Source organism: Anaerolineae bacterium (assembly GCA_013178015.1).
Classification (GTDB): Bacteria; Chloroflexota; Anaerolineae; order DRVO01; family DRVO01; genus Ch71.
Window position 1 is genome coordinate 1 of the sequence record JABLXR010000036.1, and the last position, 22,651, is coordinate 22,651.

Annotated in this window: 16 protein-coding genes; 12 read left to right on the plus strand and 4 right to left on the minus strand. The window is 66.2% G+C overall.

All coding sequences use genetic code 11. The features are described from left to right. Nucleotides 1–255: 255 nt before the first annotated feature. The 4 genes from HPY83_13930 to HPY83_13945 form a co-directional block, all read right to left on the minus strand. Nucleotides 256–1,611, minus strand: a complete 1,356-nt coding sequence (locus HPY83_13930; GenBank protein ID NPV09049.1) for an NADP-dependent malic enzyme — start codon at nucleotides 1,609–1,611, stop codon at nucleotides 256–258. Nucleotides 1,612–1,649: 38 nt separating this feature from the next. After that, nucleotides 1,650–3,521, minus strand: a complete 1,872-nt coding sequence (locus HPY83_13935; GenBank protein ID NPV09050.1) for a phosphoenolpyruvate carboxykinase (GTP) — start codon at nucleotides 3,519–3,521, stop codon at nucleotides 1,650–1,652. A gap of 46 nt (nucleotides 3,522–3,567) precedes the next feature. Then, nucleotides 3,568–4,863, minus strand: coding sequence for a nickel-dependent lactate racemase (gene larA, locus HPY83_13940; GenBank protein NPV09051.1), 1,296 nt, complete (start codon nucleotides 4,861–4,863; stop codon nucleotides 3,568–3,570). Between the two features lie 174 nt (nucleotides 4,864–5,037). Next, nucleotides 5,038–5,886: a DegV family protein gene (locus tag HPY83_13945; protein NPV09052.1), complete on the minus strand. Its 849-nt coding sequence runs from the start codon at nucleotides 5,884–5,886 to the stop codon at nucleotides 5,038–5,040. Nucleotides 5,887–6,129: 243 nt separating this feature from the next. On the opposite strand from HPY83_13945, the gene fabF reads away from it, so the two are divergent. From fabF to HPY83_14005, 12 genes are all read left to right on the plus strand, one after another. Continuing rightward, nucleotides 6,130–7,386 (plus strand): beta-ketoacyl-ACP synthase II, encoded by a 1,257-nt coding sequence (fabF, locus tag HPY83_13950; protein NPV09053.1) that lies wholly within the window; start codon nucleotides 6,130–6,132, stop codon nucleotides 7,384–7,386. A gap of 42 nt (nucleotides 7,387–7,428) precedes the next feature. Further along, nucleotides 7,429–8,244 carry a hypothetical protein gene (locus tag HPY83_13955; GenBank protein ID NPV09054.1) on the plus strand — a complete coding sequence of 272 codons (816 nt, stop codon included), beginning with the start codon at nucleotides 7,429–7,431 and terminating at the stop codon, nucleotides 8,242–8,244. 734 nt (nucleotides 8,245–8,978) lie between these two features. Further along, nucleotides 8,979–9,563: an aminoacyl-tRNA hydrolase gene (locus HPY83_13960; protein ID NPV09055.1), complete on the plus strand. Its 585-nt coding sequence runs from the start codon at nucleotides 8,979–8,981 to the stop codon at nucleotides 9,561–9,563. Then, nucleotides 9,544–13,128 (plus strand): transcription-repair coupling factor, encoded by a 3,585-nt coding sequence (gene mfd / locus HPY83_13965; GenBank protein ID NPV09056.1) that lies wholly within the window; start codon nucleotides 9,544–9,546, stop codon nucleotides 13,126–13,128. Before HPY83_13960 ends, mfd begins: the two co-directional genes overlap by 20 nt. A gap of 2 nt (nucleotides 13,129–13,130) precedes the next feature. Next, nucleotides 13,131–13,883 carry an ABC transporter ATP-binding protein gene (locus tag HPY83_13970; protein ID NPV09057.1) on the plus strand — a complete coding sequence of 251 codons (753 nt, stop codon included), beginning with the start codon at nucleotides 13,131–13,133 and terminating at the stop codon, nucleotides 13,881–13,883. Beyond that, nucleotides 13,870–14,847 carry a SufBD protein gene (locus HPY83_13975; GenBank protein NPV09058.1) on the plus strand — a complete coding sequence of 326 codons (978 nt, stop codon included), beginning with the start codon at nucleotides 13,870–13,872 and terminating at the stop codon, nucleotides 14,845–14,847. The genes HPY83_13970 and HPY83_13975 overlap by 14 nt, the downstream gene beginning before the upstream one ends. Before the next feature lie 82 nt (nucleotides 14,848–14,929). Beyond that, a complete protein-coding gene (locus HPY83_13980; protein ID NPV09059.1) occupies nucleotides 14,930–16,129 on the plus strand; it encodes a PDZ domain-containing protein in 1,200 nt (399 codons plus the stop codon). Further along, nucleotides 16,126–17,313 carry a S41 family peptidase gene (locus HPY83_13985; GenBank protein NPV09060.1) on the plus strand — a complete coding sequence of 396 codons (1,188 nt, stop codon included), beginning with the start codon at nucleotides 16,126–16,128 and terminating at the stop codon, nucleotides 17,311–17,313. The genes HPY83_13980 and HPY83_13985 overlap by 4 nt, the downstream gene beginning before the upstream one ends. Further along, on the plus strand, nucleotides 17,310–17,768 hold the full coding sequence (gene smpB / locus HPY83_13990) for an SsrA-binding protein SmpB (protein NPV09061.1): 459 nt from the start codon (nucleotides 17,310–17,312) through the stop codon (nucleotides 17,766–17,768). The genes HPY83_13985 and smpB overlap by 4 nt, the downstream gene beginning before the upstream one ends. 147 nt (nucleotides 17,769–17,915) lie before the next feature. Next, nucleotides 17,916–20,411 (plus strand): alanine racemase, encoded by a 2,496-nt coding sequence (gene alr, locus HPY83_13995; protein NPV09062.1) that lies wholly within the window; start codon nucleotides 17,916–17,918, stop codon nucleotides 20,409–20,411. 14 nt (nucleotides 20,412–20,425) lie between these two features. Beyond that, nucleotides 20,426–21,451 carry a hypothetical protein gene (locus HPY83_14000; GenBank protein NPV09063.1) on the plus strand — a complete coding sequence of 342 codons (1,026 nt, stop codon included), beginning with the start codon at nucleotides 20,426–20,428 and terminating at the stop codon, nucleotides 21,449–21,451. A gap of 72 nt (nucleotides 21,452–21,523) precedes the next feature. Next, entirely contained in the window at nucleotides 21,524–22,624 is a 1,101-nt protein-coding gene (locus HPY83_14005; GenBank protein NPV09064.1) for a SpoIID/LytB domain-containing protein, read from the plus strand. Nucleotides 22,625–22,651 lie beyond the last annotated feature (27 nt).

Consider the following 22,651-nt stretch of genomic DNA (forward strand, 5'->3'; position numbering starts at 1 on the left):
GGGACAGCGCGCGTGGGCGCGCGCACTCCTCCAAGGAAGGTGTACCTGCGGTGCAGTCGGGGCTGGCTCGCCTAATCCGAGCGCAGCGACGGCGCTGGTCGGCATGTGTCCCCCCGATCCTGAGCTGTTACAGCCCGACCTGCGTCGGTCGGGGCGGGGAAATCGAGGGCTCACTGGGCAGGCGAGGCGGTGTCCTGGCAGGCGGGACCGAGGGCGGGGTGCCGGGACCCCGGCCCCCGGTATGGCATGCCGGCCCTAGAGCTCCTGGGGAGGAGTGGGTATCACGCCCGAGTCCATGAGCACCTGCGTCATTCGCTGGGCGTCGCCGATGGCCCGGTTTGCCGCTTGCCAGAGGTCATCGCGGGAGAGGGAGAGCCGGGCTATGCCCTCCTCTTGGGCTCGCATTCCGACGGCCACCGCTTCGTGGAGGAACACTTCGCCTTCGGTCATGGAGGGGACGATGCGATCGTCGGCGAGACCGGCTTCGGTGGCGTAGTCGGCGATGGCCTGGGCGGCAGCCAGGCACATGCCGTCGCTGATAGTCCTGGCCCGCACGTCCAAGGCGCCCCGGAATATGGCGGGAAAGCCGAGGGAGTTGTTGAGCTGGTTGGGGAAGTCCGACCTGCCCGTGCCCACCACGCGGGCGCCCGCGTCCTTGGCCTCCCAGGGCCAGATCTCTGGGACGGGGTTGGCGCAGGGGAAGACGATGGGATCAGGCGCCATTCGGCGGATCCATTCCGGCTTGATCACCCCGGGGCCGGGACGGGAGAAGCCAATGCAGACATCCGCGCCTTCGAGCGCCTCCGCGGCCCCCCCTCGGACACCGGCGCGATTGCTCTCCAGCGCCACCCGCCACTTGTCCCGAAATTCATGCTTCTGGGCCTCGAGATCGGATCGCCCGGAGTGGATGACGCCGCGGCTGTCCACCGCCACCAGGTTGCCGATGTCGAAGCCGCTGGCCTCCATGAGTCGAAGGGTGGCCACGTTGGCGGCGCCGAATCCGATCATAGTCACTCGAATGTCGCCCATCGTCTTGCCCACCAGCCGCAGGGCATTGATGAGCCCGGCGAGGAGGACCGTTGCCGTCCCCTGCTGATCATCGTGCCAGACGGGGATAGTCACCTCGGGGTCGGCGCGGAGCTCATCCAGAATGCGGAAACACTTGGGCTGGGCGAAGTCCTCCAGGTTGACGCCGCCGAAGGCAGGTTGCAGTAGCTTGACAGTACGGATGATCTCATCCGGATCCTTGGTCTGGAGACAGATGGGCACGGCGTCCACGCCGCCCAGGTACTTGAACAAGAGGGCCTTGCCCTCCATCACCGGTAGGCCGGCCTCGGGCCCTATGTCGCCCAGGCCGAGCACGCGAGTGCCGTCGCTGATCACGGCGACGCGGTTGGCCTTGTTGGTGAACTCGAATACCAGTTCCGGGTCCTTCTCGATGGCACGGCAGGGCGCAGCCACGCCGGGCGTGTACCATATACTGAAGTCGTCCAGATCCCGTACCACACACTTGGGTGCCGTCTGAGTCTTGCCCCGGTAGAAGGGGTGAAGGCGCATGGCGTCTTCGCTGGGCTTCTGAGCCTTGCTCAGGAGTTCTTGTACGTCATTCATGTTGTGTCACCTCCGGCGGCTAGCTCTCGGCCACGGGGTTAGCTGCACGCCATCTCATAGGGCCGGATCTGGTCACCCAATGCGGCGCACGCCTCCTCAAGCCGGCGCCTCTGCTCCTCAAGGACTTCCAGAAGCACGGGCGGGGTCTCGCGCACCTGCTGGCGGTAGATGGCCGAGATGCGCTCTATCTTGGCCAGGTTCTGGGGCACCCGCAAGGTGAACTGCCTGTCGTATTCCTCGCGGGCATAGTCCCGACCCAGCACCTCCTGGAACAGGCGAACCAGGTCCTCATAGAGCGGGATGAAGCCGGTGGGAGTGCGGATGGCTTCGACTTCGTCGTGGACCCTCAGTTCCATCCACTTCAGCCACACTCGCTTGTCCAGCTTGCTGTTGAGCCAGCGGCCTTCCTCGTCCTGAAGGAAGTAGTTGACCGAGAAGATGCGCGGAGGCCGGGCCAGGCTCTGCCCCAGGCGCAGGTTGTCGGCGACGTAGCGGCCGATCGGGATAGAGAGGAAGTCCAGGTTCGACATGGGGTTGAACTCCCTCACGCCCTCGGCCCCCAGCGTGGCGGCCGTGGTCTGGGACTCGAGCGCTGCTCCCTTGGTCACGATGCCGTGGACCCAGTCGAAGGCTTCCTCGACTGGGACCCAGGTGTCATAGTCGCGGCCGCCGTAGATGATGCCTGCCACCTCGACCCCCTGCGGGTCGTCGAGCGCCGGGTCGGTGTTCTCGAGCAGCTGCAGGGAGAGGGTAAAGCGGGCGTTCGGGTGCGAAGGAGGAATCTCCTTGCCGCCTTTGTCCAGCTTGCCCGGGAACCAGGGCCCCGTGTGGTTGATCCCTCGATCGGGCACAGGCGTCCCCTTGTCCAGCCAGTAGGGGTAACCATCCTCGGTGACGAGGACGTTGGAGAAGATCACCTCTCCGGGGGAGTGAAGCGCCTTCCAGAGGATGGGGTCGTCTTGCTCGTTGACTCCCTGAATGATGCCGAAGATGCCCTTCTCCACGTTGACGGCCCGGAGCACGCCATCCACGTTGCGTAGGTAGGCGATGTCGTCTCCCACTATGGTCTCGCCGGCCAGCATAGAGGTCGAGGTCTTGCCGCACAGAGAGGGGTAGGCGCCGGTAAAGTAGCTTACTCGCCCCCCCGGGCCGCGCACACCCATCACGAACATGTGCTCGCAGAGCCAGCCCTCTGCGGAGGCCTTCTTAATGGCCAGGCGCATGGCCAGTTTCTTCAGGCCGATAGTGTTGCCGCCATACTGGGTGTTGGCGCTGTAGACGGTATTGTCCTCGATGTCGATGAACACCCGCCGCTGTTCTATGTTCCTGCTGACGTTGTTCTCCAGCTCGCCGGCCGAATGCACGAAGCGGAAGAAGGTCGCATCCTTGCCCAGGCGGACGAACTCGTTGTAGGCCTGGCGGTACAGAAGGTCTTCGTTGTGTGCTACGTAGGCGGAGTCGGTCAGTTGCACGGCCAGGATGCTGAAAGGCGACCGCACCGGTCCCAAGGAAAAGAAGCGAACGTAGAGCGTGTGTCCACGCATGATCCCGGCCAAGCGTTCCATGATGTCGGCCAGGCCTTCGTCCCGATCCAGTGTCTCGAACTGAGGTCCCAGTTCTAGGCCTCGGGGCAGCAGAAGCCGGGTGTTCTTGCGATCGCGGGCCTGGTCCAGAGGGCTGTCGAAGTGGTAGGTATGGCCGGGGGTGGCCAGGGGGGCCTCCTCACCGTCGCGCAGCGCAGCTTGACGAATGTACTCGATATCCGCCGGGTCGTCGGTGGCGACGAAGACGGTGTCGGGGCGGCACAGCTCGACGAAGCGAGCCACGAAGTGGTTGACTTCGTCGTTGCCGATGCGCTGCAGCTTGGCGAACTGCTCTGGATCCAGGTTGGATCGGAGGAACTCGGTCATATCACCGGCCATCTGAACTCGACTCCTGCAGGTCTTGCTCCCGCGCTCAAGGGCCGTCGGGGCCTCGCAGCACGGTCAGAAGAGAGTGCGGAGCTACCAGCACGTCAGCGTCCGGTCGCGTCCACTGCCGGGCGAGGTGGAAGGCCTCTTCCATCGAGGGTGCCGCCGTCATGTGGCACGCCTCAACCTCCTCACCCGCCTCGGTACCCACGAATATCACTCTGCACCCCTGTAAGGCTCTAGCCAGCAGGTAGGAGCGCTGCTCCCCTGCCAGGGTGACTCGGTGGCGGAGCGCGCTCACGACCTGGTCGGGGCCGGGGTGTGCGCGCATGGCGGCAGCGAACCGCTGTTCGCCGACGCCCTGACCGACCCCCTCGGCACAGGGGGCGGGAATGATGATGACGCCCCCGGGGGCCAGGACCGGGCTAGGGGCGAAGTAGGTGTAGGTGACGGCGCGCGACGCCTGGTAGATGTTGGCATCCTTGGGGTGACCCACGCCGGCCACAACGATGTCGTAACGCCGGTCGAGCTGGACCTCGTATAGCTGGCGCGCCCGGGCCGCCAGGTGCTCCAAGGTCGCCTGAGGCTCACCGGCGGCTACCTCAACTACATTGCCGGCGCCATCCCTGACTACGTTGATCACGAACCGAAGCCCAGCTCTTCGAGCGGATTCGACGAGCGCTAGGTGGAAGGGGTTGTCCGCCAGGTTCCCTAACCTGACACCGTCGCGCTCGATCATCGAGGGCGAGTGGGTGGCGGCTATGGTGGGCTCGCCCCCAGCGCCGATGGCCACCGTCTTACGCCCGCCCGAGAAGCCGGCGTACTGATGCGGCTCCACGATGCCCGTGGCTAGAAGCAAGTCAGCCTCAGCGGCAGGCCGGCTAACCCACAGGGGGATGCCGTCGTGGTCGCCCAGATGGACCAGGTCGCTCACCGACCGAGGCTCCGAGTCGAGGATACGGTAAGACGACGCGACGTCGGCGCCGAGCTTAGCAGCCTTCTCCTCCGGTGTGCTCGGGCGATGCATGCCGACGCCGCAGAGGAGAACCACGTCCTGGCGCCGTATGCCGGCTTCATGAAGCTGCGCCAGCAGCGCCGAGACCAGAATCTGGTCGGGAACGTCCCGGGTGGCGTCAGTGAAGACGATGCAGACCCGCTGCCCGGGACGGGCGAGCTCCGCCAGCGAGGGGCCTGACACCGGCTGCATAAGGGCAGCCTGGGCCGCACTGGGCAAGTCCACCGCGTTCCCCAGCCTGGGCCGAACCACGTCGGCTCTCATCCCGGGGGGGAGAGTGAACTCCATCTTGCCGGTGCCACAAGCCACCGCGAATCGTTCCTGCATCAGGGGACCTCGCGCGCTGAGTACAGGTGCCTGCTGCCCATTAAGAAGTGAGGGGAGCGGGCTCAAGCCGCTCCCCTCGTCGGGAACTCTGCCGTAACAGGGCCCATTATAGATAGACTCGAGACTCTGAGCAAAGGCGCCCGCCACACCGGCGGCGCCTCTGCCTGCCGCTGCCTATAGCCAGTCCCGGTGGTAGTAGCCCAGGCCGATAGCTCCTGGCCCCACATGAGTACCGATCACCGGGCTAATCTGCATCAGCTCCGGCCGGGGGCACTGGAGCTGCCGAGTGACATCGTCAGCCATCTCTGCTGCCACGTCCGGCGCCGAGGCGTGAACGACGGCGACTCTGAGCCCCTCGCCCGTACCTCCGCGTTCGCGTGCTGTTTCCATCATGACCTGAAGCGCTCTGCGCTTACCGCGGACTTTGCCCCAGACATCCACCACCCCTTGGTTGAGGGTGAGGATGGGCTGGATGCGGAGAACGGAGGCCGCCAGGGCGCTGGCGTTCCCGATCCGGCCTCCCTTCTGCAAGTACCTGAACGTTTCTATGGTGAAGAGTATCTGCGAACGAGCTTTCAGGACCTCGAGGTCCTGGACCACCTCCTGCATGGTCGCTCCCTGCGCGGCCTTCTCGGCGGCGTGCTCTACCATGAAAGCCTGTAGGGCCGAGGTAGTCCAGGAGTCGAAGACGGTAACGGGCAAGTCAGGCAGGGCTCGCTGGGCAGCCGTCGCCGAGGCCACTGTGCCGCTAAGCTTGCTGGAGATGAGGATGGCGATCACCTGGCTACCATCCTGGCTCAGGCGGCGAAAGGCATCCTCGAACTCGCTGGCGGGTGGCTGAGAGGTGGTGGGGAGGGTCTCGCAGTGTGGAAGCAGCCGGTAGAACTCCTCCGCGGTGATGTCCACCTGATCCCGGTAGGTGATGTCGGGGAAGATGACGCGAAGCGGCACGACCTCGATGCCGTAGCGCTCCACTACGGCGGTAGGGACGTTCGCGGTGCTGTCTGTCACTATCCGAATCACTGTATCCCCCCAATGTGCTCCGAGCAGCGCTCTGGCACCGTCTGCGGCCCCTCCCGGCGGAAAGCCGCGGCCCGGACCGGCGTATAGTGCCCGGCGGACTGACCCAAGCATCGCGCCAAGGAGAATACACCATCCTAGCCCGGCAGGCGCACCTTTGTCAACGGAGTTGAGCCCATGATAGACTAGCGGCGCTCCGAGGCGGCTCGACTGGCCGGCTCAATTCTGTTGGAGTACGCCTTGCATATGCCTTCCCCTCGCAACGAGAGGCACCGGGTCGTGGTCACGGGCATGGGCGTAGTGTCGCCCCTGGGCAATGCCGTGGGGGAGCTGTGGCGCCGCCTACTGGCCGGCGAGTGTGGCATACAGCCTATCCGCGACTGGGATACGGACGGTTACCCCGCCCGGGTAGCCGGGATAGTGGAGGGGTTCGACGCAACGCGCTACATGGACCGCCAGCAGTCGCGGCGGATGGAGCGCTTCGCTCAGTTTGCGCTGGCCGCCTCAACTGACGCGGTGAGCGATGCTGGCCTGGACCTGGAGGACGTGGACCGGGACCGCATGGGGATCATCATCGGATCCGCCATCGCCGGCGTGCCTGTGATTGAGCGCGAGTCCCAGACGCTGGCAGCGTCGGGCCCGCGCAAGGTCAGCCCTATGCTGATCCCTTCGGTGATCGGCAACATGGCAGGGTGCCTGGTCTCGATAGCCCTGGGGGTGCAGGGACCGGTTCTCTGTCCCGTGGGTGCGTGCGCCACTGGGTGTATCGCGGTGGGGGATGCCTTTGACAGGATCTCGGCCGGGGCTCTCGATCTGGCGCTAGCGGGTGGCTCCGAGTCGGTCACCACTCCTCTCGCGGTGGCGTCGTTCGGGCGGCTTGGTGCTCTCTCTCGGCGCTACGATGACATGAGCCTGACCTGTCGGCCGTTCGATGTGGACCGGGATGGGACGGTGCTGGCGGAGGGGGCGGCAGTATTGCTGCTGGAGAGCGAGGAGCATGCTCGGGCCCGAGGGGCCCGCATCCTGGCGGAGCTGCTGGGCTATGGTGTCACTGCGGATGCCTACCACGTGGCAGCGCCAGACCCGGACGGGACAGGGGCGGCCAAAGCCATGCGAGCGGCGCTAGCACGTGGTGAGGTCTCGCCGGAGGCCGTCTCTTACGTGTGCGCTCACGGAACCGGCACGCCGCTCAATGACATCTCGGAGAGCCGAGCCATCGCCGCTGTATTCGGGGAGGCGGCCCCGAACGTGCCTGTGTCTTCGAACAAGCACGCGCTTGGTCACACGCTGGGGGCGGCAGGCGCCATCTCCTCTGTGGTGGCCGTGCAGGCTCTTCGGGAGGGGATCATCCCCGGTACGTTGAATCTGCGCCAGAAGGACCCTGAGTGTATCGTCAACGCGGTGCACGAGAACGTGAAGACTGAGGTCAAGACGGTGCTGGTGAACGCGTTTGGCTTTGGAGGGCAGAACGCCTCGCTCGTCTACCGCCGCTGGCGCGACTGAAGTGGGGCCAGTCGGAGTCTCGCTGGGGGTAGTCCGGTGCGGATGAAGGCCAGTTGGGGCCGGGTGGTCTTCTGCCTGGCCTGGATGATAGTGTGCCTACTTCTCTGGCCCTTGGGGGCGCTGGCGCAGGAGTCGGTAGCCGACATCAGCTCACCGCAGCCGGGCGCCACCGTGCGGGAGATCGTGGTGGTCACGGGCACGGCACTGCATCCCCGCTTCAGCTTCTATAAGGTGGAATACGCTGTAGAGCCCGGGTCCAACTGGGTGGTCATCGGCGATACCCGACCCACCCAGGTGCGGGACGGGGTGCTGGTGGAATGGAACACCCGCGCGGTTCCGGATGGAAGCTACAGCTTGCGGCTCGTGGTGGTGGACGAGACCGGCAACTACATCGAGGACGTGGTGCGCCAGGTGGTGGTAGCCAACACCGCACCGGCCGAGACTGAGACCCCGACGGTTACCGGGACGCCGCCGGAGGTGCTGACGGCTACGGCGGAGGCAGGGCCCACGCTCACCCCCACGCCAGTGCCGCCCACGCCGACGGTGGTCATCGAGCTGCCTTCAGTGGGCAGTCCTACCGTCGCCGCCACCAGCACCAGCTCTCTCACTGCTGGGCCCACCGCATTGCCAACAACGGCTGACCCGCGGCAGGGCACTGGCGACGCGGTGGTGGAACTGGTGACGGGCGCGATCTCAGAGGTGGTGGAAGCCACGGGGATCTCCAGTGCCTTCCGCGGAGTGGGATCGGCAGTGGTCAACGGGGCGCTCGTGGCGGTAGGTGCCTTCGCGGTGGTCGGGGTGCTGGCCCTGGTTCGGCAATTGGCGTTGACTCTGTACCACATGATGGTGCGCCGTTGACGGGAGGCGGCTCACAATCGAGAGGGGCTTAGCCCCCACGGCCGCCCGCTCTGCCGTGACTAGCCAGTCTGCAGCAGGCCAATTCCGCCTAGGCTCGCCGCAAAGGTCTCCCGGCGAGGACCCAGCCCTCTAGGCGCCAAGCGAGCTGCCACAGCCAGCTCCTACGTCCTACTGCCCGTGGGTTCGGCAAGCCCAGAGCAGTCTGGACGGCCAGCCGCCACAGAGCCATGGCGGGAGACACTCCGTGCCGTTGCTGCTCTGCCTGAAGCTCCGCCCGAGGCCGCGTTCCTGCGACGCTCAGCTGCGGCGCCGTCATGGGTACGAGCTCGGGATTGGGAGGACGAGCGGATTCGGGCAACGCTCGCACGGGGCCGACCCACATGCTGAGGATGCCCGATCCCCCTTGAGGAGCGAGCGCCACCAGGCGTGGTGGGCACTTGAGGACAGGGAGCGCGTGGGCGCACGCACTGCTCGAAGGAAGGCGGGCGTAGGATGCAGTCGGGCCTTGCTTTCGTGATCTGAGGGCACGAAGGGCCTGAGCGGCAGTGCCGGGGGAATTCCGTGCTCCCGACTCTGACCTGCTACACTGTCAGGCTGACGGGCCAATAATCCTGGGCGATGGTATACTTGCTAGAGGGGCCGGATCGAGACGACCGGCCCCTCTAGGTGTTTGAGGGCGTGCAAGGACCGAGCCGATGCGCGAAGTGCTGCAGCGAGTGAGGCGAGTGCAGGGGATGGCAGGCTCACCCGAGCCCGTTACTGCGCTGGTGGTGGGGCTGGGGAACCCGGGCCCGGAGTATCGCTGCACTCGACATAACGTGGGATTCATGGTGGTAGAGAGGCTAGCGGCGCGGTGGCGGCTCCAGTGGAATCGCCCGCGCGATCAGTCGCGCCGCGCCGTTGGTCGGGTGGCCGAGCGGCGAATTGAGCTGATGGAGCCGCTGACCTACATGAACCTCAGCGGCAGGCCGGTGGCTCGGGCTCTGGCACGGCATGGGCTCAGTCCAAGCGATCTGCTTCTGGTGCATGACGATGTTGACCTGCCCTTCGGGCGGCTGCGACTACGGCCATCGGGGAGCGCCGCCGGCCACCGGGGGGTGCAATCGGTGATAGATGCTCTGGGCACCAATGAGTTCCCCCGCCTGAGGGTGGGCATCGGGCGGCCGAATGACGAAGGCGTGCGCGACTTTGTGCTCAGCACCTTCGGCCCCGACGAGCGAGCGCAGTTGGAGGCGCTGCTGGACCGGGCGGTGGCGGCCGTGGAGACGGCGCTGGGGCGAGGTCTGGAAGCAGCCATGAATGAGTTCAACAGGTTCTAGGGTAATGCACAACTTCGGAGCGTTGGCGCGGCTGCTGCGGCAAGTGCCGGAGTACCGTGAGTTGGTGGCCGAGTTGGCTAGGGGCCAGAGCGGCGGATCAACGGGCACGATACAGCCCGCCAGGGCGTTGGTGGTCTCGGCTCTGGCGGAAGACCTGGACCGTCCGCTGCTGGTGCTCACGGACTCGGTAGAGAGAGCTCGTCAGTTAGCGGAGGAGATCGGCTGCTGGCTGCCCGAGAGGACGGCGCTATTCCCCGCCCCGGAGGCCCTGCCCTTTGAGAAGGTCCCTTGGAGCCCGGCCACCGTAGGAGGGCGCCTGCGAGTGCTGGTCTCCCTGCTTGGGGCCACCCGCGAGCGTGTGGTGGTGGTATCATCGGTGCAGGCTCTGCTCACGCCGCTTCCTCACCCTTCGGCTCTGCGGGACCGAATGCGGACGCTGCGCCCGGGCTCTCCGCAGTCCCTGACCGACCTAGCTGCCTATTTGGGTTCGGGCGGATATCGCCAGGAGGCGGTGGCCGAAGTGCCCGGCACCTTCAGCCGCCGAGGCGGCATCCTTGACGTGTACCCCGTCACCGAGCCGAGGCCGCTCAGGCTGGACTTCTTTGGTGACATGGTGGACACCATCCGCTGGTTCGACCCCGAGACCCAGCGCACCGTGGAAGCCTGCGAGCGAGTGGTGCTGACCCCAGCCGGCGAAGCTCAAGCGGAACTAGACATGGCAGGGGTGGCTGCGCTGGAGGCGATTCGGTGCGACGGTTGTCACGCGGCGGCGGTGGCCGATTGGGAGCGTGACCTGGAGCATCTGCGGATGGGCCAGCTGCCGCGGGCCTTCGGCCTCTACCTGGGCTATCTGTACCGCGAGAGGCATTCGCTGCTGGACTACCTGCCCGACGAGACGCTAGTAGTGGTGGAGGAGCTCGCCTTCGCCGACGACGCGGCAGAGGAGTTCCTGGCTGAGGCGGAGCAGGCCCGAGAGAGAGGCGAGAGCGTGGGCGACATCCCTCGGGGGCTGGTGCCGCCGGTCCTCAGCTGGACGGACCTGAAGGAGCGACTGGAGGCGCGTCTGCAATTGGAGCTGGGTGCCGGAGGCGGCCCTGAGGGCGTCAGCCTGCGCGACGTGTTCTCTCCGGTGCCTCGGATGGCGGGGCAAGTGCGGTTGGCGGTGGACACGCTGACGCAAACCGCCGCCCGTGGGGCCGCGATAGTGGTGACCCGACAGGCGAGCCGGCTGGCCGAGCTGGCCGGCGAGCGGGGCCATGCTGTCGTGGCCACAGATCAGATCGTGGAGCCCGTCCGTGGCCTGCAATTGGTCCAGGGCTCATACCCCGAAGGATGGGCCATGCGAGTGCCGGGTGCCGGGCAGATCTCGCTCTTCACCGATACGGAGGTCTTCGGCTGGAGCCGGCCTGCTCGTAGCCGGCCACGGCGTCGGGCGGCGGACAAGTTCACCATTGATGTGGAGCCGGGTGACTACGTGGTCCACGTGGAGCACGGCGTGGGGCGGTACACTGGCCTTCGCCGGCTCAGCCTGGACGGGGTGGAGCGGGAGTACCTGGAGATCGAGTATGCCGGGGGCGACCGCCTGTACGTGCCCACGTACCAGGTTGACCGTGTCAGCCGCTATGTGGGTGCATCCGACGCCGAGCCTCCGCTCAGCGGGCTGGGCGGGGCGGATTGGCAGGAGGCCAAGGCACGCGCGCGCCGGGCGGTCGAGCAGATCGCCGACGAGCTACTGGAGCTGTACGCGGCCAGGAGCGTGGCGGAGGGGTACGCCTTTGGGCCCGATGATGCATGGCAGAGGGAACTGGAGGCGGCTTTTCCTTACGAGGAGACTGAGGACCAGCTTCGAGCTCTGGCACAGGTGAAGGCCGACATGCAGGCGAAGCAGCCTATGGACCGGCTCATCTTCGGGGACGTCGGCTATGGCAAGACCGAGGTGGCCCTCCGGGCCACTTTCAAGGCGGTCACCAACGGCAAGCAGGTCGCGGTACTGGTGCCTACCACGGTCCTGGCTCAGCAGCACTACGAGACGTTTCGGCGGCGCCTGGCTACCTTCCCGGTGACGGTGGAGGTGCTATCACGGCTCCGTTCCGACCGAGAGCAGGCGCGAGTGCTCGAGGGCCTGAAGCGCGGAGACGTGGACGTGGTGATCGGCACCCATCGCCTGATTCAAAGGGATGTGCAGTTCAGAGACTTGGGCCTGGTCGTCATAGACGAGGAGCAGCGGTTCGGCGTACGGCACAAGGAGCACCTCAAGCGACTGAGGAAGGAGGTGGACGTTCTGACTATGACGGCTACCCCCATCCCGAGGACACTGAACATGGCCCTCAGCAGTCTCCGGGATATGAGCACCATTGACACCCCGCCGGAGGACCGGCTGGCGGTGTGGACTCAGGCCTCTCCCTGGGACGATGGGCTGGTAGAGCGGGCCATCCGGCGAGAGCTGGCCAGGGGCGGGCAGGTCTTCGTGGTGCACGATCGCGTGATGGGAATCGCAGGTGTCGCCGCCCGAGTGCGTCGGCTGGTGCCGGAGGCGAGGGTGGCGGTGGCGCATGGGCAGCTTCCCGAGAATGAGTTGGCCAGGGTGATGGAGAGCTTCCTCGCCGGCGATGTAGACGTTCTGGTATGCACCACCATCATCGAGAGCGGTCTAGACATACCGAACGCCAACACCATCATCATCAACCATGCCGACCGGTTTGGCCTGGCTCAGCTGTATCAGTTGCGGGGCCGGGTGGGCCGAGGGGCGGTGCGCGCCTATGCCTATCTGCTATTCTCGCCCGGCCAGGGCCTGACCGATGTGGCCCGGCAGCGCCTGCGGGCTATCACCGAGGCATCGGAACTGGGGTCGGGGCTGCAGATCGCCATGAGGGACCTCGAGATCCGAGGCGCAGGGGATATCCTGGGACGTCGGCAGTCGGGGCACATCTCGGCCATCGGGTTTGACCTGTACACCCGGCTGCTGGCCCAGGCAGTGGCCGAGCGGCGGGTGGCTATGGGCGACACGGGGGTACTAGGCGACCGCACCCTGGAGGCGTTCCTGCGGCCGCTGCAGCCGAGCCTGCAGCTCAGCCTGCCGCTGAAGGCCGAGCTACCGGAGAGCTACGTGGCGGATGCCGGGCTTCGCCTGGCTCTCTATCGCCAGCTGGGTTCACTGGCCACCGAGGAAGAAGTAGATGCCTTCGAGGCCGAGCTCCATGATCGGTTCGGGCCGGTGCCACCCGACGCGGAGCGATTGCTCTACCAGGCGCGGGTCAAAGTGCTGGCCCAGGAGCTAGGGGCGACGGCCATTGGCCGGGAGGACGATCAGTTCTACATCCGGATGGACGTGTCGCCCCTGCAGGCGAGGGACCTGCAGCAGGCGTTGCCGGGAGTGGCGCGACTGGGCCGAGGGCAGCTGTGGCTGGACGCGTCTCGCACTCACGACTGGCAGGGCCTGCTGCTTTGGGCGCTGCGATCGGTTGCGGCTATCATGCGGGATAGGGATGCTACTCGCACTCGGCTGCCGCGGCTGGCAGCGCTGAGGCTGGCGGAGAAGGGTCTGGTGGCAGAGGCGGAGGGGTAGACATGGAAGTGGGAGCGCTGCTTCGGGTGGAGGACGTACACCTGGAGCGGGAGGGAGTGGAGATTCTCCATGGAGTCAACCTGGAGGTTGCCGAGGCCGAGATCCACTGCCTGCTCGGGCGCAACGGCTCCGGGAAGTCTACCATGGCCTACATGCTCATGGGCAGCGCCGGGTACCATCCGAGTACGGGACGGGTTCTGTTCGGTGGTCAGGAGATAACGGGCCTTTCCATGACGGAGCGGGCTCGGCTGGGTATGACCCTGGCTTGGCAGGAGCCGGCGCGGTTCGAAGGGCTCTCCGTGCGGGACTACCTGCGGCTGGGGATGCGTGATCCCTCCGAGCAACTCTTGCGAGAAGCCCTGGAGTACGTTGCCCTGGATCCCTCGTCTTACCTGAGCCGGAGTGTGGACGCCAGCCTCTCAGGAGGAGAACGAAAGCGTATCGAGCTGGCGGCGGTCTACGCCATGCAACCCAGGCTGGCCATTCTGGACGAACCCGACTCGGGAGTGGACGTGCTCTCCATAAGCGACATTCGCCGTCTGTTCACCGTGATGAGGGACCGAGGCATAGCTCTCCTGCTCATTACCCATCGGGAGGAGATGGTGGAGATCGCCGACCGGGCCTCTCTCATCTGCGCCGGAGAGATAGTCATCACGGGCGAGCCTGAGCACGTGCAGAGACACTACCGCGATCGCTGTGGGATCTGCGACGTCGCTCAGGAAGTCGAGGAGCCTGCCGACTATGAACGCGTCTAGAGCGGGGCGGCGACCATTCACGGTAGCCGATGAGTTCGAGGCCATCGTCCGGAGTTACGAGCGGGCCGGTGGGAGTGGGGAGCACCTTCTGTCGCCGAGATTCGCCAGCATGGTGGTCTCGGGGAATACGGTGTTGAGCACTCATGAGCTGCCAGGTGTGGAGATGCGGGCCGACCAGCTGGAAGACGGGGTGTCGGCACGGGTGAGGGTGGCGCCGGGCACGAGAGTCGAGTTGCCGGTCCATCTGTGCTTTGGCGTTCTGCCGGAGCGAGGAGTGCAGCGCATCCTGCCCGTCTTCGAGATTGGGGAGGGGGCCAGCGTGGAGTTCCTGGCACACTGCACCTTCCCGAACTCGGTGGAAGTGCTCCATCTGATGGAGGCCGAGGTTCTAGTGGGCAGCGGGGCTCGCATGCGCTACAGCGAGACGCACTTCCATGGGGAGCGGAGCGGTGCCCGGGTGGTTCCGCACGGGAAGATTGTGGTGCAGGAGGCAGGCGCGTACCTCTCGGAGTTCACCCTCACCGAGGGGCGCATCGGTTCTCTGGAGTTTGACTACACGGTCGAGGTGGGTGCAAAGGGCCGAGCGGAACTGATGGTGCGGGCGCACGGATACGGCGATGACCGGTTACGGATTGTGGAGACCATCAAACTCAACGGCCGCGGGGCCCGCGGTCTGGCCAAGTCTCGCATCGCGGTGCGAGAGGATGCCACCAGCGAGGTACTGGCTACCACCGAAGGCAATGCGCCTGAATCGCGGGGACACGTGGATTGCGTCGAGATAGTGCGAGATCGGGCGATGGCCGGGGCAACGCCGGTAGTGAGAGTGCGGAATGACTCGGCGTATGTCACGCACGAGGCTGCCATAGGCACGGTCAATAAGAAGGAACTGGAGACGCTCATGGCCCGGGGCTTGGACGAAGAGGCCGCGGTAGATGTGATCGTGGGAGCCATGCTACGGGGGTGAAGTTGGAACGTCGGAAGAGCCGGGCCAGGGACGGCGGGAAGGGTCCGTTTTGGTGTCGCTCACGGGACGAGGAGGCAGGTGGATGAGGCGCAGATGGGCGATGGCCTGCATGGCGATGGTTGTCGTCGCCACTGGCTTCCTTGCTGGCTTCAGCGTCTCGTGGCTGCGGCAGCCGGAGGTCAGGGCCGACACTGGCATACCTTTGGTGTGGGAGGTCTGGGGCTACGTAGAGCGGTACTTCTACGGGCAAGTCCCGGACGACAGAGAGCTGGTCTACGGAGCCATTGACGGAGCTCTGGAGACCTTGAAGGACCCCTACACCCGGCTGGTGCGCCCAGTGGCACACACCATCGAGCGCGACCGCCTGCGCGGGGCTTTCGGCGGCGTGGGCGCCTGGGTCTACGAGATGGAGGGGCTGCTCTACCTGCGGCCACTGCCTGACACACCGGCCGACCGCGCCGGCGTCAAGGACGGGGATCGGCTGCTGGCGGTGGATGGGGTGGAGCTCCCGGAGGGAGCGACCGTGGACCTGGCGGTCTCCTGGATACGGGGCCCTGTAGGGACCAGCGTGACCCTGAGCGTGTACCGGCCCGAGACGGGCACTACCCTGGAGTTCACGGTGGAGCGCGCCGAGATTCCGCAACCCAGCGTGGAGTACATGCTACTGGAGGACACCGAGCCTCCCGTCGGCTACGTGAAGATTGTGCTTTTCAGCGAGCGCACACCGGCCGAGGTCCAGCGCGCCTTGGCCAGCGTCCGGCATGACGGTGCCGCTATGCTGGTGTTGGACCTGCGGGGAAACCCGGGAGGACTGCTGGAATCGGCCGTGGAGGTGTCCAGTCGGTTTCTCAGGAGCGGAGCGGTCGTGTACGAAGTGGATGCTGCCGGCAACGAGCGCCGCTTTAGTGTCCGCCCGCGGGTGACGGTAAGCGAACCGCTGGTGGTCTTGGTGGACGAGGGCACGGCCAGCGCTGCCGAGATCCTGGCGGGTGCTCTTCAGGACCAAGGCCGGGCCTTGCTGGTGGGCCGGACTACCAGAGGGAAGGGCTCGGTCCAGCTGGCCTACGAGTTGAGCGACGGCAGCAGCTTGCACGTGACGGCATCGGTGTGGCTGACGCCGGATCGGAGGAAGATAGACGGAGTAGGGCTAGAGCCGGACGTGGTGGTGGAGGGGATGGCCAGCGATGAGGATGCCATTCTGAACGAGGGGCTCGAGCTCCTGGGGGCAAAGAGGGTGCCTGATGCTCAGGAACGGCCCATGGCCCGTAGGGGGGCTCCGTGAGCGGACTGCTGCGGCGCGTGGGCGTGTTCCTCGCTGGAGCCGGGGCTGCCTTCGTCCTCTCGTGCACCGGGTTCGCGGCCGGCGGGATCGCGGCAGGCAGCATCGCCCGCACCCCCACGCCCTCCCGGCCTATTGAGGGTTTCGGCCTATTCTGGGAAGCTTGGACCATCGTAGAACGGGACTTCGTGGGTGACGTGCCACCGGAGGAGGAAGTGCACCGAGGGGCCGCGCGCGGGCTGCTACGGGCGCTGGGAGACCCGGCTACTGGCCTGATCGCGCCCGAATTCGCCCGGCTGGACAGGGAAGACTCATCCGGCTACTACCGTGGGATTGGCGCTTCGGTCCGCTACGGCGCCCACGGATACGTGGAGATCGCGGTCGTCTTCGCGGGCAGTCCCGCGGATGAGGCTGGCCTCCGGCCTGGCGACGTGATCCTCAGCGTGGATGGCGAGGACATGGCGGGGGTGGGGCTATACGAGGTGGTGTCGCGCATCAGGGGGCCAGAGGGCACTCACGTCGAGATCGAGTTCCGCCGTCCGGGCGTGGAAAGCACCTTCACCCGGCTCCTGGAACGCCGGGAGATTGAGATACCTACGGTCACGCTCGAGGTGCTCGAGGGCGGGATCGGGCACTTGGCCCTTTCGGACTTTAACGGCCGGGCGACGGCACAGCTGCGGGATCAGCTTCGGCAGGCTAGGCGGGCTGGCGTCACGGCACTGATCCTTGATCTACGGGGGAACCCGGGCGGATACCTTGACCAGGCCGTGTCGGTGGCCGACGAGTTCCTGGACCGAGGCACGGTGGTGGTGGAGAGAGGCCGCGAGGTGCCGGAGAAAGCCTATGGCAGCCACGAAGGCGGGCTGGCGACTGACATGGAGCTAGTAGTGTTAGTGAACGAAGGCAGTGCCTCTGCTTCCGAGATCGTGGCCGGAGCAGTCCAGGCTCTGGGCCGGGGCACGGTGATCGGCACGAGGACCTTCGGCAAGGGATCGGTCCAGTACGCTTTCGACCTCAGCGACGGCTCCCAGATTCGGGTGACGACCGCCCTGTGGTATACACCGGATGACCGCCTGATCCAAGGGGAAGGGCTGGAGCCGGACATCACGGTAGCGGATGACCCGGAGACCGAGGTGGACGAGCCGCTGGAGGCGGCAGTGCTCTATCTGAAGGAGAGGGCAGACTGAACGAGGGCATCAAGGTGGTGGCCGAGAACAGGCGGGCCCGGCACGACTACGCCCTGGAGGATACGTACGAGGCCGGCCTTTCCCTGAAGGGAAGCGAGATCAAGTCCATTCGGGAGGGGAAGGTGAACCTGCGTCAGGCGTACGTCCAGATCAAGGAGGGAGAAGCCTGGGTGTACGACATGCACATCGCTCCCTACACCCGGGGGGGATACGCCAACCATGACCCCACGCGGCCACGGCGGCTCCTGCTGCACCGCGATGAGATCGGCCGCCTGGGGGGACAGGTGGCGCAGCGAGGCTACACCATCGTGCCCACCCGTCTGTATCTTAAGCGGGGCAGGGCCAAGCTGGAGATAGCGCTGGCCAAGGGCCGCCGGGCCTACGACAAGCGGCAGGCGATCGCCGAACGTGAGGCCCAGCGGGAGATCGAGCGAGGACTGCGGGAGAAGTGGTAGCAGTGCTGTCGCGTAACACCCCCAGGTGCCCAATCGGCGCCGTCTGCCAATGGGGCTGGCCATGGCCATCGGGAGGATGGCAACCACGGAGGCGTGGAACGGCCCCATGCGAAAGGTGACTGAGGCGCCCACCGAGGGTCGGGACCGATGATCAGCCTCGGGGAGCTGCTGGAGGCCACCGGAGTGCGGCCTTCGCCTCACTGGCCAACGGAGGCGAGCTACACCGGCTTCGCATACGACTCGCGCGGCCCCTGCCAGGGCCGCGTTTTCGTGGCGGTGCGCACGGCAACCGGCGACGGCCACGAACACATCGCCCATGCTCTGAGCCGAGGTGCTGCTGCCGTTCTCTGCGAAGCAGTGCCAGTGGGCGTTGCTCCGGGTGTCCCCGTTCTGGAAGTCGGCGACGTATTGGCGGCCCTGGCTGACTGGGCACGGCTGGTGACGGGGCGATGGCGACCGAAGACGATAGCTGTTGGGGGCAGCCTAGGCAAGACGACCACCAAGGAGCTCCTGGCTGCTGCTCTGTCGCGCAGATTTCGCGTAACGCGCTCTCCGGGCAGCTACAGCGGCCGACTGGGGCTGCCGGTGGCCCTGGGAGAGATGAGGCGCGACGCCGACGTGGCGGTGATGGAGTTCGGGACGGATGGGTTCGGGGAGATGCAGGCCCTGTGCAGCATGGCTCCGCCGGAGATGGCCGTAATCACCAACGTGTGCGAACGCCACCTGGACGTCTTCGGTTCTCTCGACAACGCGGCGGCGGAGATGGGAGCCGTGCTGGACTGTTCTTCGATGGCGGTCGTCAACTGCGATGATGAGCGCTCATGGCGCTTGCGTGAGCGAGCGCGCGGCGCGCTCGGGTTCGGCCTGCACCGCGGCGAGTTGCGTGCTCACCAGGTGCGAGTGGAGGAGGACGGCCTCTGCCTGCGAGTGGCGTACGGCAGCGATGAGGCGGAGTGTCGGGTGACGTTGTTCGCACCTGCCCTGGTCTATGACTGCCTGGCGGCGCTTGGTGCAGCGTTGCTTCTGGGGTTGTCTCTGGAGGAGGCGGTAGCGGGCCTGGGGGAGTACCGGCCGCTGCCGGGCCGGATGAACCCTTTGGCGGGCCAGGGTGGAGTGACGGTGCTGGATGACACGTTTGGCGGCTCCCCCACTTCGGCCCTGGCGGCCCTCGGAGGGTTGGGCCAGCCGTGGGTCCGAGGCGAGCGCCACGCTGTAGTGGGTGGCCTGGAGGACTGGGAGGACAGCTGGGCCGGCCCGTTGGCTACCGAGGTGGACCGGGTTGCAGACGTGTTCTGGGGCCTGGGCGACCAGGGAGCCGCCATCGCCCGCGAGTTGGCACGAGCTAAGGGGCACGTCCTCTATTCCTACACGGACGTAATCGAGGGGCTTAAGGAATCGCTGCAGGCGGGGGACGTGGTGCTGGTCAAGGGCGGGCGGGCAGCTCGCCTGGAGAGGATAGTCGCCTCGCTGGTCGGCCCGAGCGCCCGGGATCGGCTGGTGCGTCAGGAGCCAATGTGGGACTCGGTGCGGATGGTCCGTCCCGAGCGCCCCACCTGGGTGGAGCTGGACGTGGAAGCGCTGGGCTCGAACACGCGGCTGTTACGCCAGGCGTGCGGAGTGCCGCTGATGGCGGTGCTCAAGGCGGATGCGTACGGGCATGGGGCCGCCCGCACGGCGCGGGTGGTCTTGAGGCATGGGGCCGAGTCTTTGGGTGTGGCCTGTCTGGGGGAGGCGAGCGCTCTCCGCCGGGCCGGCATCGAGGCCGAGATTCTGGTGCTGGGCTACACACCCGCCTGGCAGGCACGACAGGCTGTGCGCGAAGGCGTGTCCTGCGCCGTGTTTGGCTGGGAGGAGGCGGAGGCGCTGGCTCGCGCAGGGGCGGACCTGGGGACCCGGGCGGTGGTGCAGGTGAAGGTGGACACGGGTATGGCGCGGCTGGGCCTGACACCTGAGGCAGTACCTGCCTTCCTGGCTCGGTTGGCCAGGCTGAGCACTCTCGAGGTCAGGGGTATCTTCACCCATTTTGGCAGCGCCGATTCCGCTGATCTGTCCTACACCCGAAGGCAGCTGGACCGCTTCCAGGACCTGCTTGATCGGCTGGAGGTGGAAGGGCTGCGACCGCCGGTGGCACACGCCGCCAACACCGCTGCTGCCCTCAGGCTGCCCGAGTCCAGGCTGGACCTGGTGCGCGTCGGAATCGGCCTATACGGGCTGGACCCATCGAGCGAGGCGCCGCTGCCGGAAGGCTTTCGGCCGGTGCTTTCGTTGAAGACCACGGTAGCGCAGGTGAAGGTAGTGCCACCGGGGACTTACGTCGGCTACGGGAGGGCCCATCTGACCGATCGGGAGACCACGGTGGCAGTGATTCCAGTGGGCTACGCCGATGGTTTCCGTCGGGGGCCCCGCAACTGGGGCTCGGTGCTGGTGCGAGGGCGACACTGTCCCATTCTGGGCAACGTGTGCATGGATCAGGCTATGGTGGACGTGAGCGGGGTCCCAGGAGTGCGGAAGGGGGACGAGGTGGTGTTGATCGGCCGGCAGGGCGACGCTACCATAGGGGCAGCCGACGTGGCGGCCAGGCTGGGCACCATCGCCTACGAGGTGGTTTCTGAGATTCTCGCTCGTGTGCCCAGGATGACGTAGCTGGGGGAAGCAGGATGACTCGCAGAGAAAGGGTAGTACGGGCGGTGGCCCACCAGCCAGCCGACAGGGTGCCTTGGCACATCGGCCTCACCATACCGACGGCGGAGAAGCTGGCCGCGACGGTAGGTGTGTCCACGGGAGAGCTGGATGAGTGGATGCAGAATCACCTGCACTACGTGGAGCCTCTGGCGGATGATGCCTGGACCGAGGTGCGACGAGGGCACTGGCGCGATGAATTCGGCGTGGTGTGGAATCGCACCATAGACCCGGACATCGGTGTCATCGAGGAGTATCAGCTCAAGGACCGGTCGCTGACAGAGTGCCGCCTTCCCGACCCGCGCGACCCCCGTCGCTGGGAGGCATTTGAGCAGCACCTGGAGGAGCGCCAGGATCGCTACGCAGTGTGTGCCATCGGCTTCTCCCTCTTCGAGCGAGCCTGGACCTTGCGGGGGATGACCAATCTGTTCATGGACATGGTGGAGGCGCCCCAGTTCGTAGATGCTCTGCTGGACATGATCTGCGACTACAACCTGGCGCTGGTGGAACAGGCGGTCCGTTTCGATATTGACGGGGTATACTTCGGCGACGACTGGGGGCAGCAGCGGGGACTGCTCATGGGGCCAGCCTACTGGCACAGGTACATAGGGCCGCGGATCGCCCGCATGTACGGGGCGGTCAAAGCTGCCGGCAGGAGCGTCTTCATCCATTCGTGCGGTGACGTGGACGAGCTCTTCCCGGACCTGATCGAAGCTGGCCTCGACGTGTTCAATCCCTTTCAGCCGGAGGTCATGGACATATACGCCATCAAGCGGGAGTATGGGGACCGGCTGGCTTTCCTGGGTGGCATGAGCATCCAGCGAGTCATGCCATTCAGCAGCGCGGACGAGGTCAGGGAGGAAGCTCATCGCCTCATGGACCGCATAGGAGTCGGGGGCGGCTACATCCTGGCCCCCTCCCATGCCATACCGCGGGACGTGCCAGTGGAGAACGTGATCGCTCTGGTGGAGGCGGCGCGCGATGAGCAGAACTCCTCTTGCTGACCGGCTTCGGTCGAGGTTGCTGCACCCGGGCGCCTGCATCGGGCTCGCAGGCCAGCCGAGGAGGTCGAGGCGGTGTTCCGCTTCCGGCTGAGGTCAAAGGCCGGGCCGGTAGTGCCCACGACCATTCGAGTGCTGATGCCGGACGCGTCGGTCGAGGTGATGCTGCTGGAAGAGTACCTGAAGGGAGTGGTGCCGGTGGAGATCGGGCGTAGCCGCCACATGGAGGCGCTCAAGGCCCAGGCAGTAGCGGCACGCTCCTACGCTGCCACCTCGAGGGCTCACGCCAGCCAGGGTGCCGACATCTGCACTACCCAGCACTGTCAGGTATGGCGGAACGTGCACTATGCTACCACAGACCTGGCGGTGGACGAGACCAGGGGCCAAGTGGCGGTCTACGGTGGCGAGATCGCCCGCACCTACTACTTTGCTCACTGCGACGGGCACACGCGGAGCATCTCAGACGTCTGGGGCGGCAGCCTTCCCTATTGCCGAGCCGTGCCCTGCATATGCGGTTTCACGTCCATGTACGGTCACGGCGTGGGCATGTGCCAGGAGGGCGCCAGCGCCATGGCCAACCAGGGATTCAGCTACAGGGAGATTATCAAGCACTACTATACTGGCGTGGAGATCCTGGGTGAGCAGCGGCGGGACGACTCCGCCTGGAGACAGGCGGCGGTGGCCAAGTACTTGGTGTCGCACCCGGACGTGGCACGGTTCCTGGGGGCGTCGGTGCCCGGGGCATTCCTGGCTGCAGACGGAAACTGGATCGAGTTCTTCGAGGCTGGAGCGCTAGCGGTCCACCAGGATGAGACGGTCAGTATGGAGCCGGTGGGAGCTTGGACGGCAGCTGAGTACCAGGAGAGAGGTTCGCGCCCCTTCGTGGACGCGCTGCCCCGGCCGGGAGTGGACGGACGCTACGTGGACCGGACCCGGCACAACATCTGTCGCTTCTTCCTGCGGCACTGGCAGCCGCGGTGGGGAGACCCCGTGTCGGAGGAGTTCTACATCGTGGTGCAGGGGGAGCCCGTCACGCATCAGATGTTCGAGTATGCCCTGATCAGCCACGACGTCTACAGCAACGAGCCGCTGCGGAGCATGCGGCTGAGCGAAGTCTTCCTCAGCATCTTCGACGGAGGGCCGGGACTCAACCTACTAGGTGAGTTCGTGGCCTGACTGACCGCGCCGGCGCCGACGCCGGGC

Excerpts from the sequence above, each read along its gene's own strand:
- HPY83_13930 (NPV09049.1), bottom strand. The coding sequence starts at position 1,611 with ATGAATGACGTACAAGAACTCCTGAGCAAGGCTCAGAAGCCCAGCGAA.
- HPY83_13935 (NPV09050.1), bottom strand. The coding sequence starts at position 3,521 with ATGACCGAGTTCCTCCGATCCAACCTGGATCCAGAGCAGTTCGCCAAG.
- larA (NPV09051.1), bottom strand. The coding sequence starts at position 4,863 with ATGCAGGAACGATTCGCGGTGGCTTGTGGCACCGGCAAGATGGAGTTC.
- fabF (NPV09053.1), top strand. The coding sequence starts at position 6,130 with ATGCCTTCCCCTCGCAACGAGAGGCACCGGGTCGTGGTCACGGGCATG.
- HPY83_13955 (NPV09054.1), top strand. The coding sequence starts at position 7,429 with ATGAAGGCCAGTTGGGGCCGGGTGGTCTTCTGCCTGGCCTGGATGATA.
- HPY83_13960 (NPV09055.1), top strand. The coding sequence starts at position 8,979 with ATGGCAGGCTCACCCGAGCCCGTTACTGCGCTGGTGGTGGGGCTGGGG.
- mfd (NPV09056.1), top strand. The coding sequence starts at position 9,544 with ATGAGTTCAACAGGTTCTAGGGTAATGCACAACTTCGGAGCGTTGGCG.
- HPY83_13970 (NPV09057.1), top strand. The coding sequence starts at position 13,131 with ATGGAAGTGGGAGCGCTGCTTCGGGTGGAGGACGTACACCTGGAGCGG.
- HPY83_13975 (NPV09058.1), top strand. The coding sequence starts at position 13,870 with ATGAACGCGTCTAGAGCGGGGCGGCGACCATTCACGGTAGCCGATGAG.
- HPY83_13980 (NPV09059.1), top strand. The coding sequence starts at position 14,930 with ATGAGGCGCAGATGGGCGATGGCCTGCATGGCGATGGTTGTCGTCGCC.
- alr (NPV09062.1), top strand. The coding sequence starts at position 17,916 with ATGATCAGCCTCGGGGAGCTGCTGGAGGCCACCGGAGTGCGGCCTTCG.
- HPY83_14000 (NPV09063.1), top strand. The coding sequence starts at position 20,426 with ATGACTCGCAGAGAAAGGGTAGTACGGGCGGTGGCCCACCAGCCAGCC.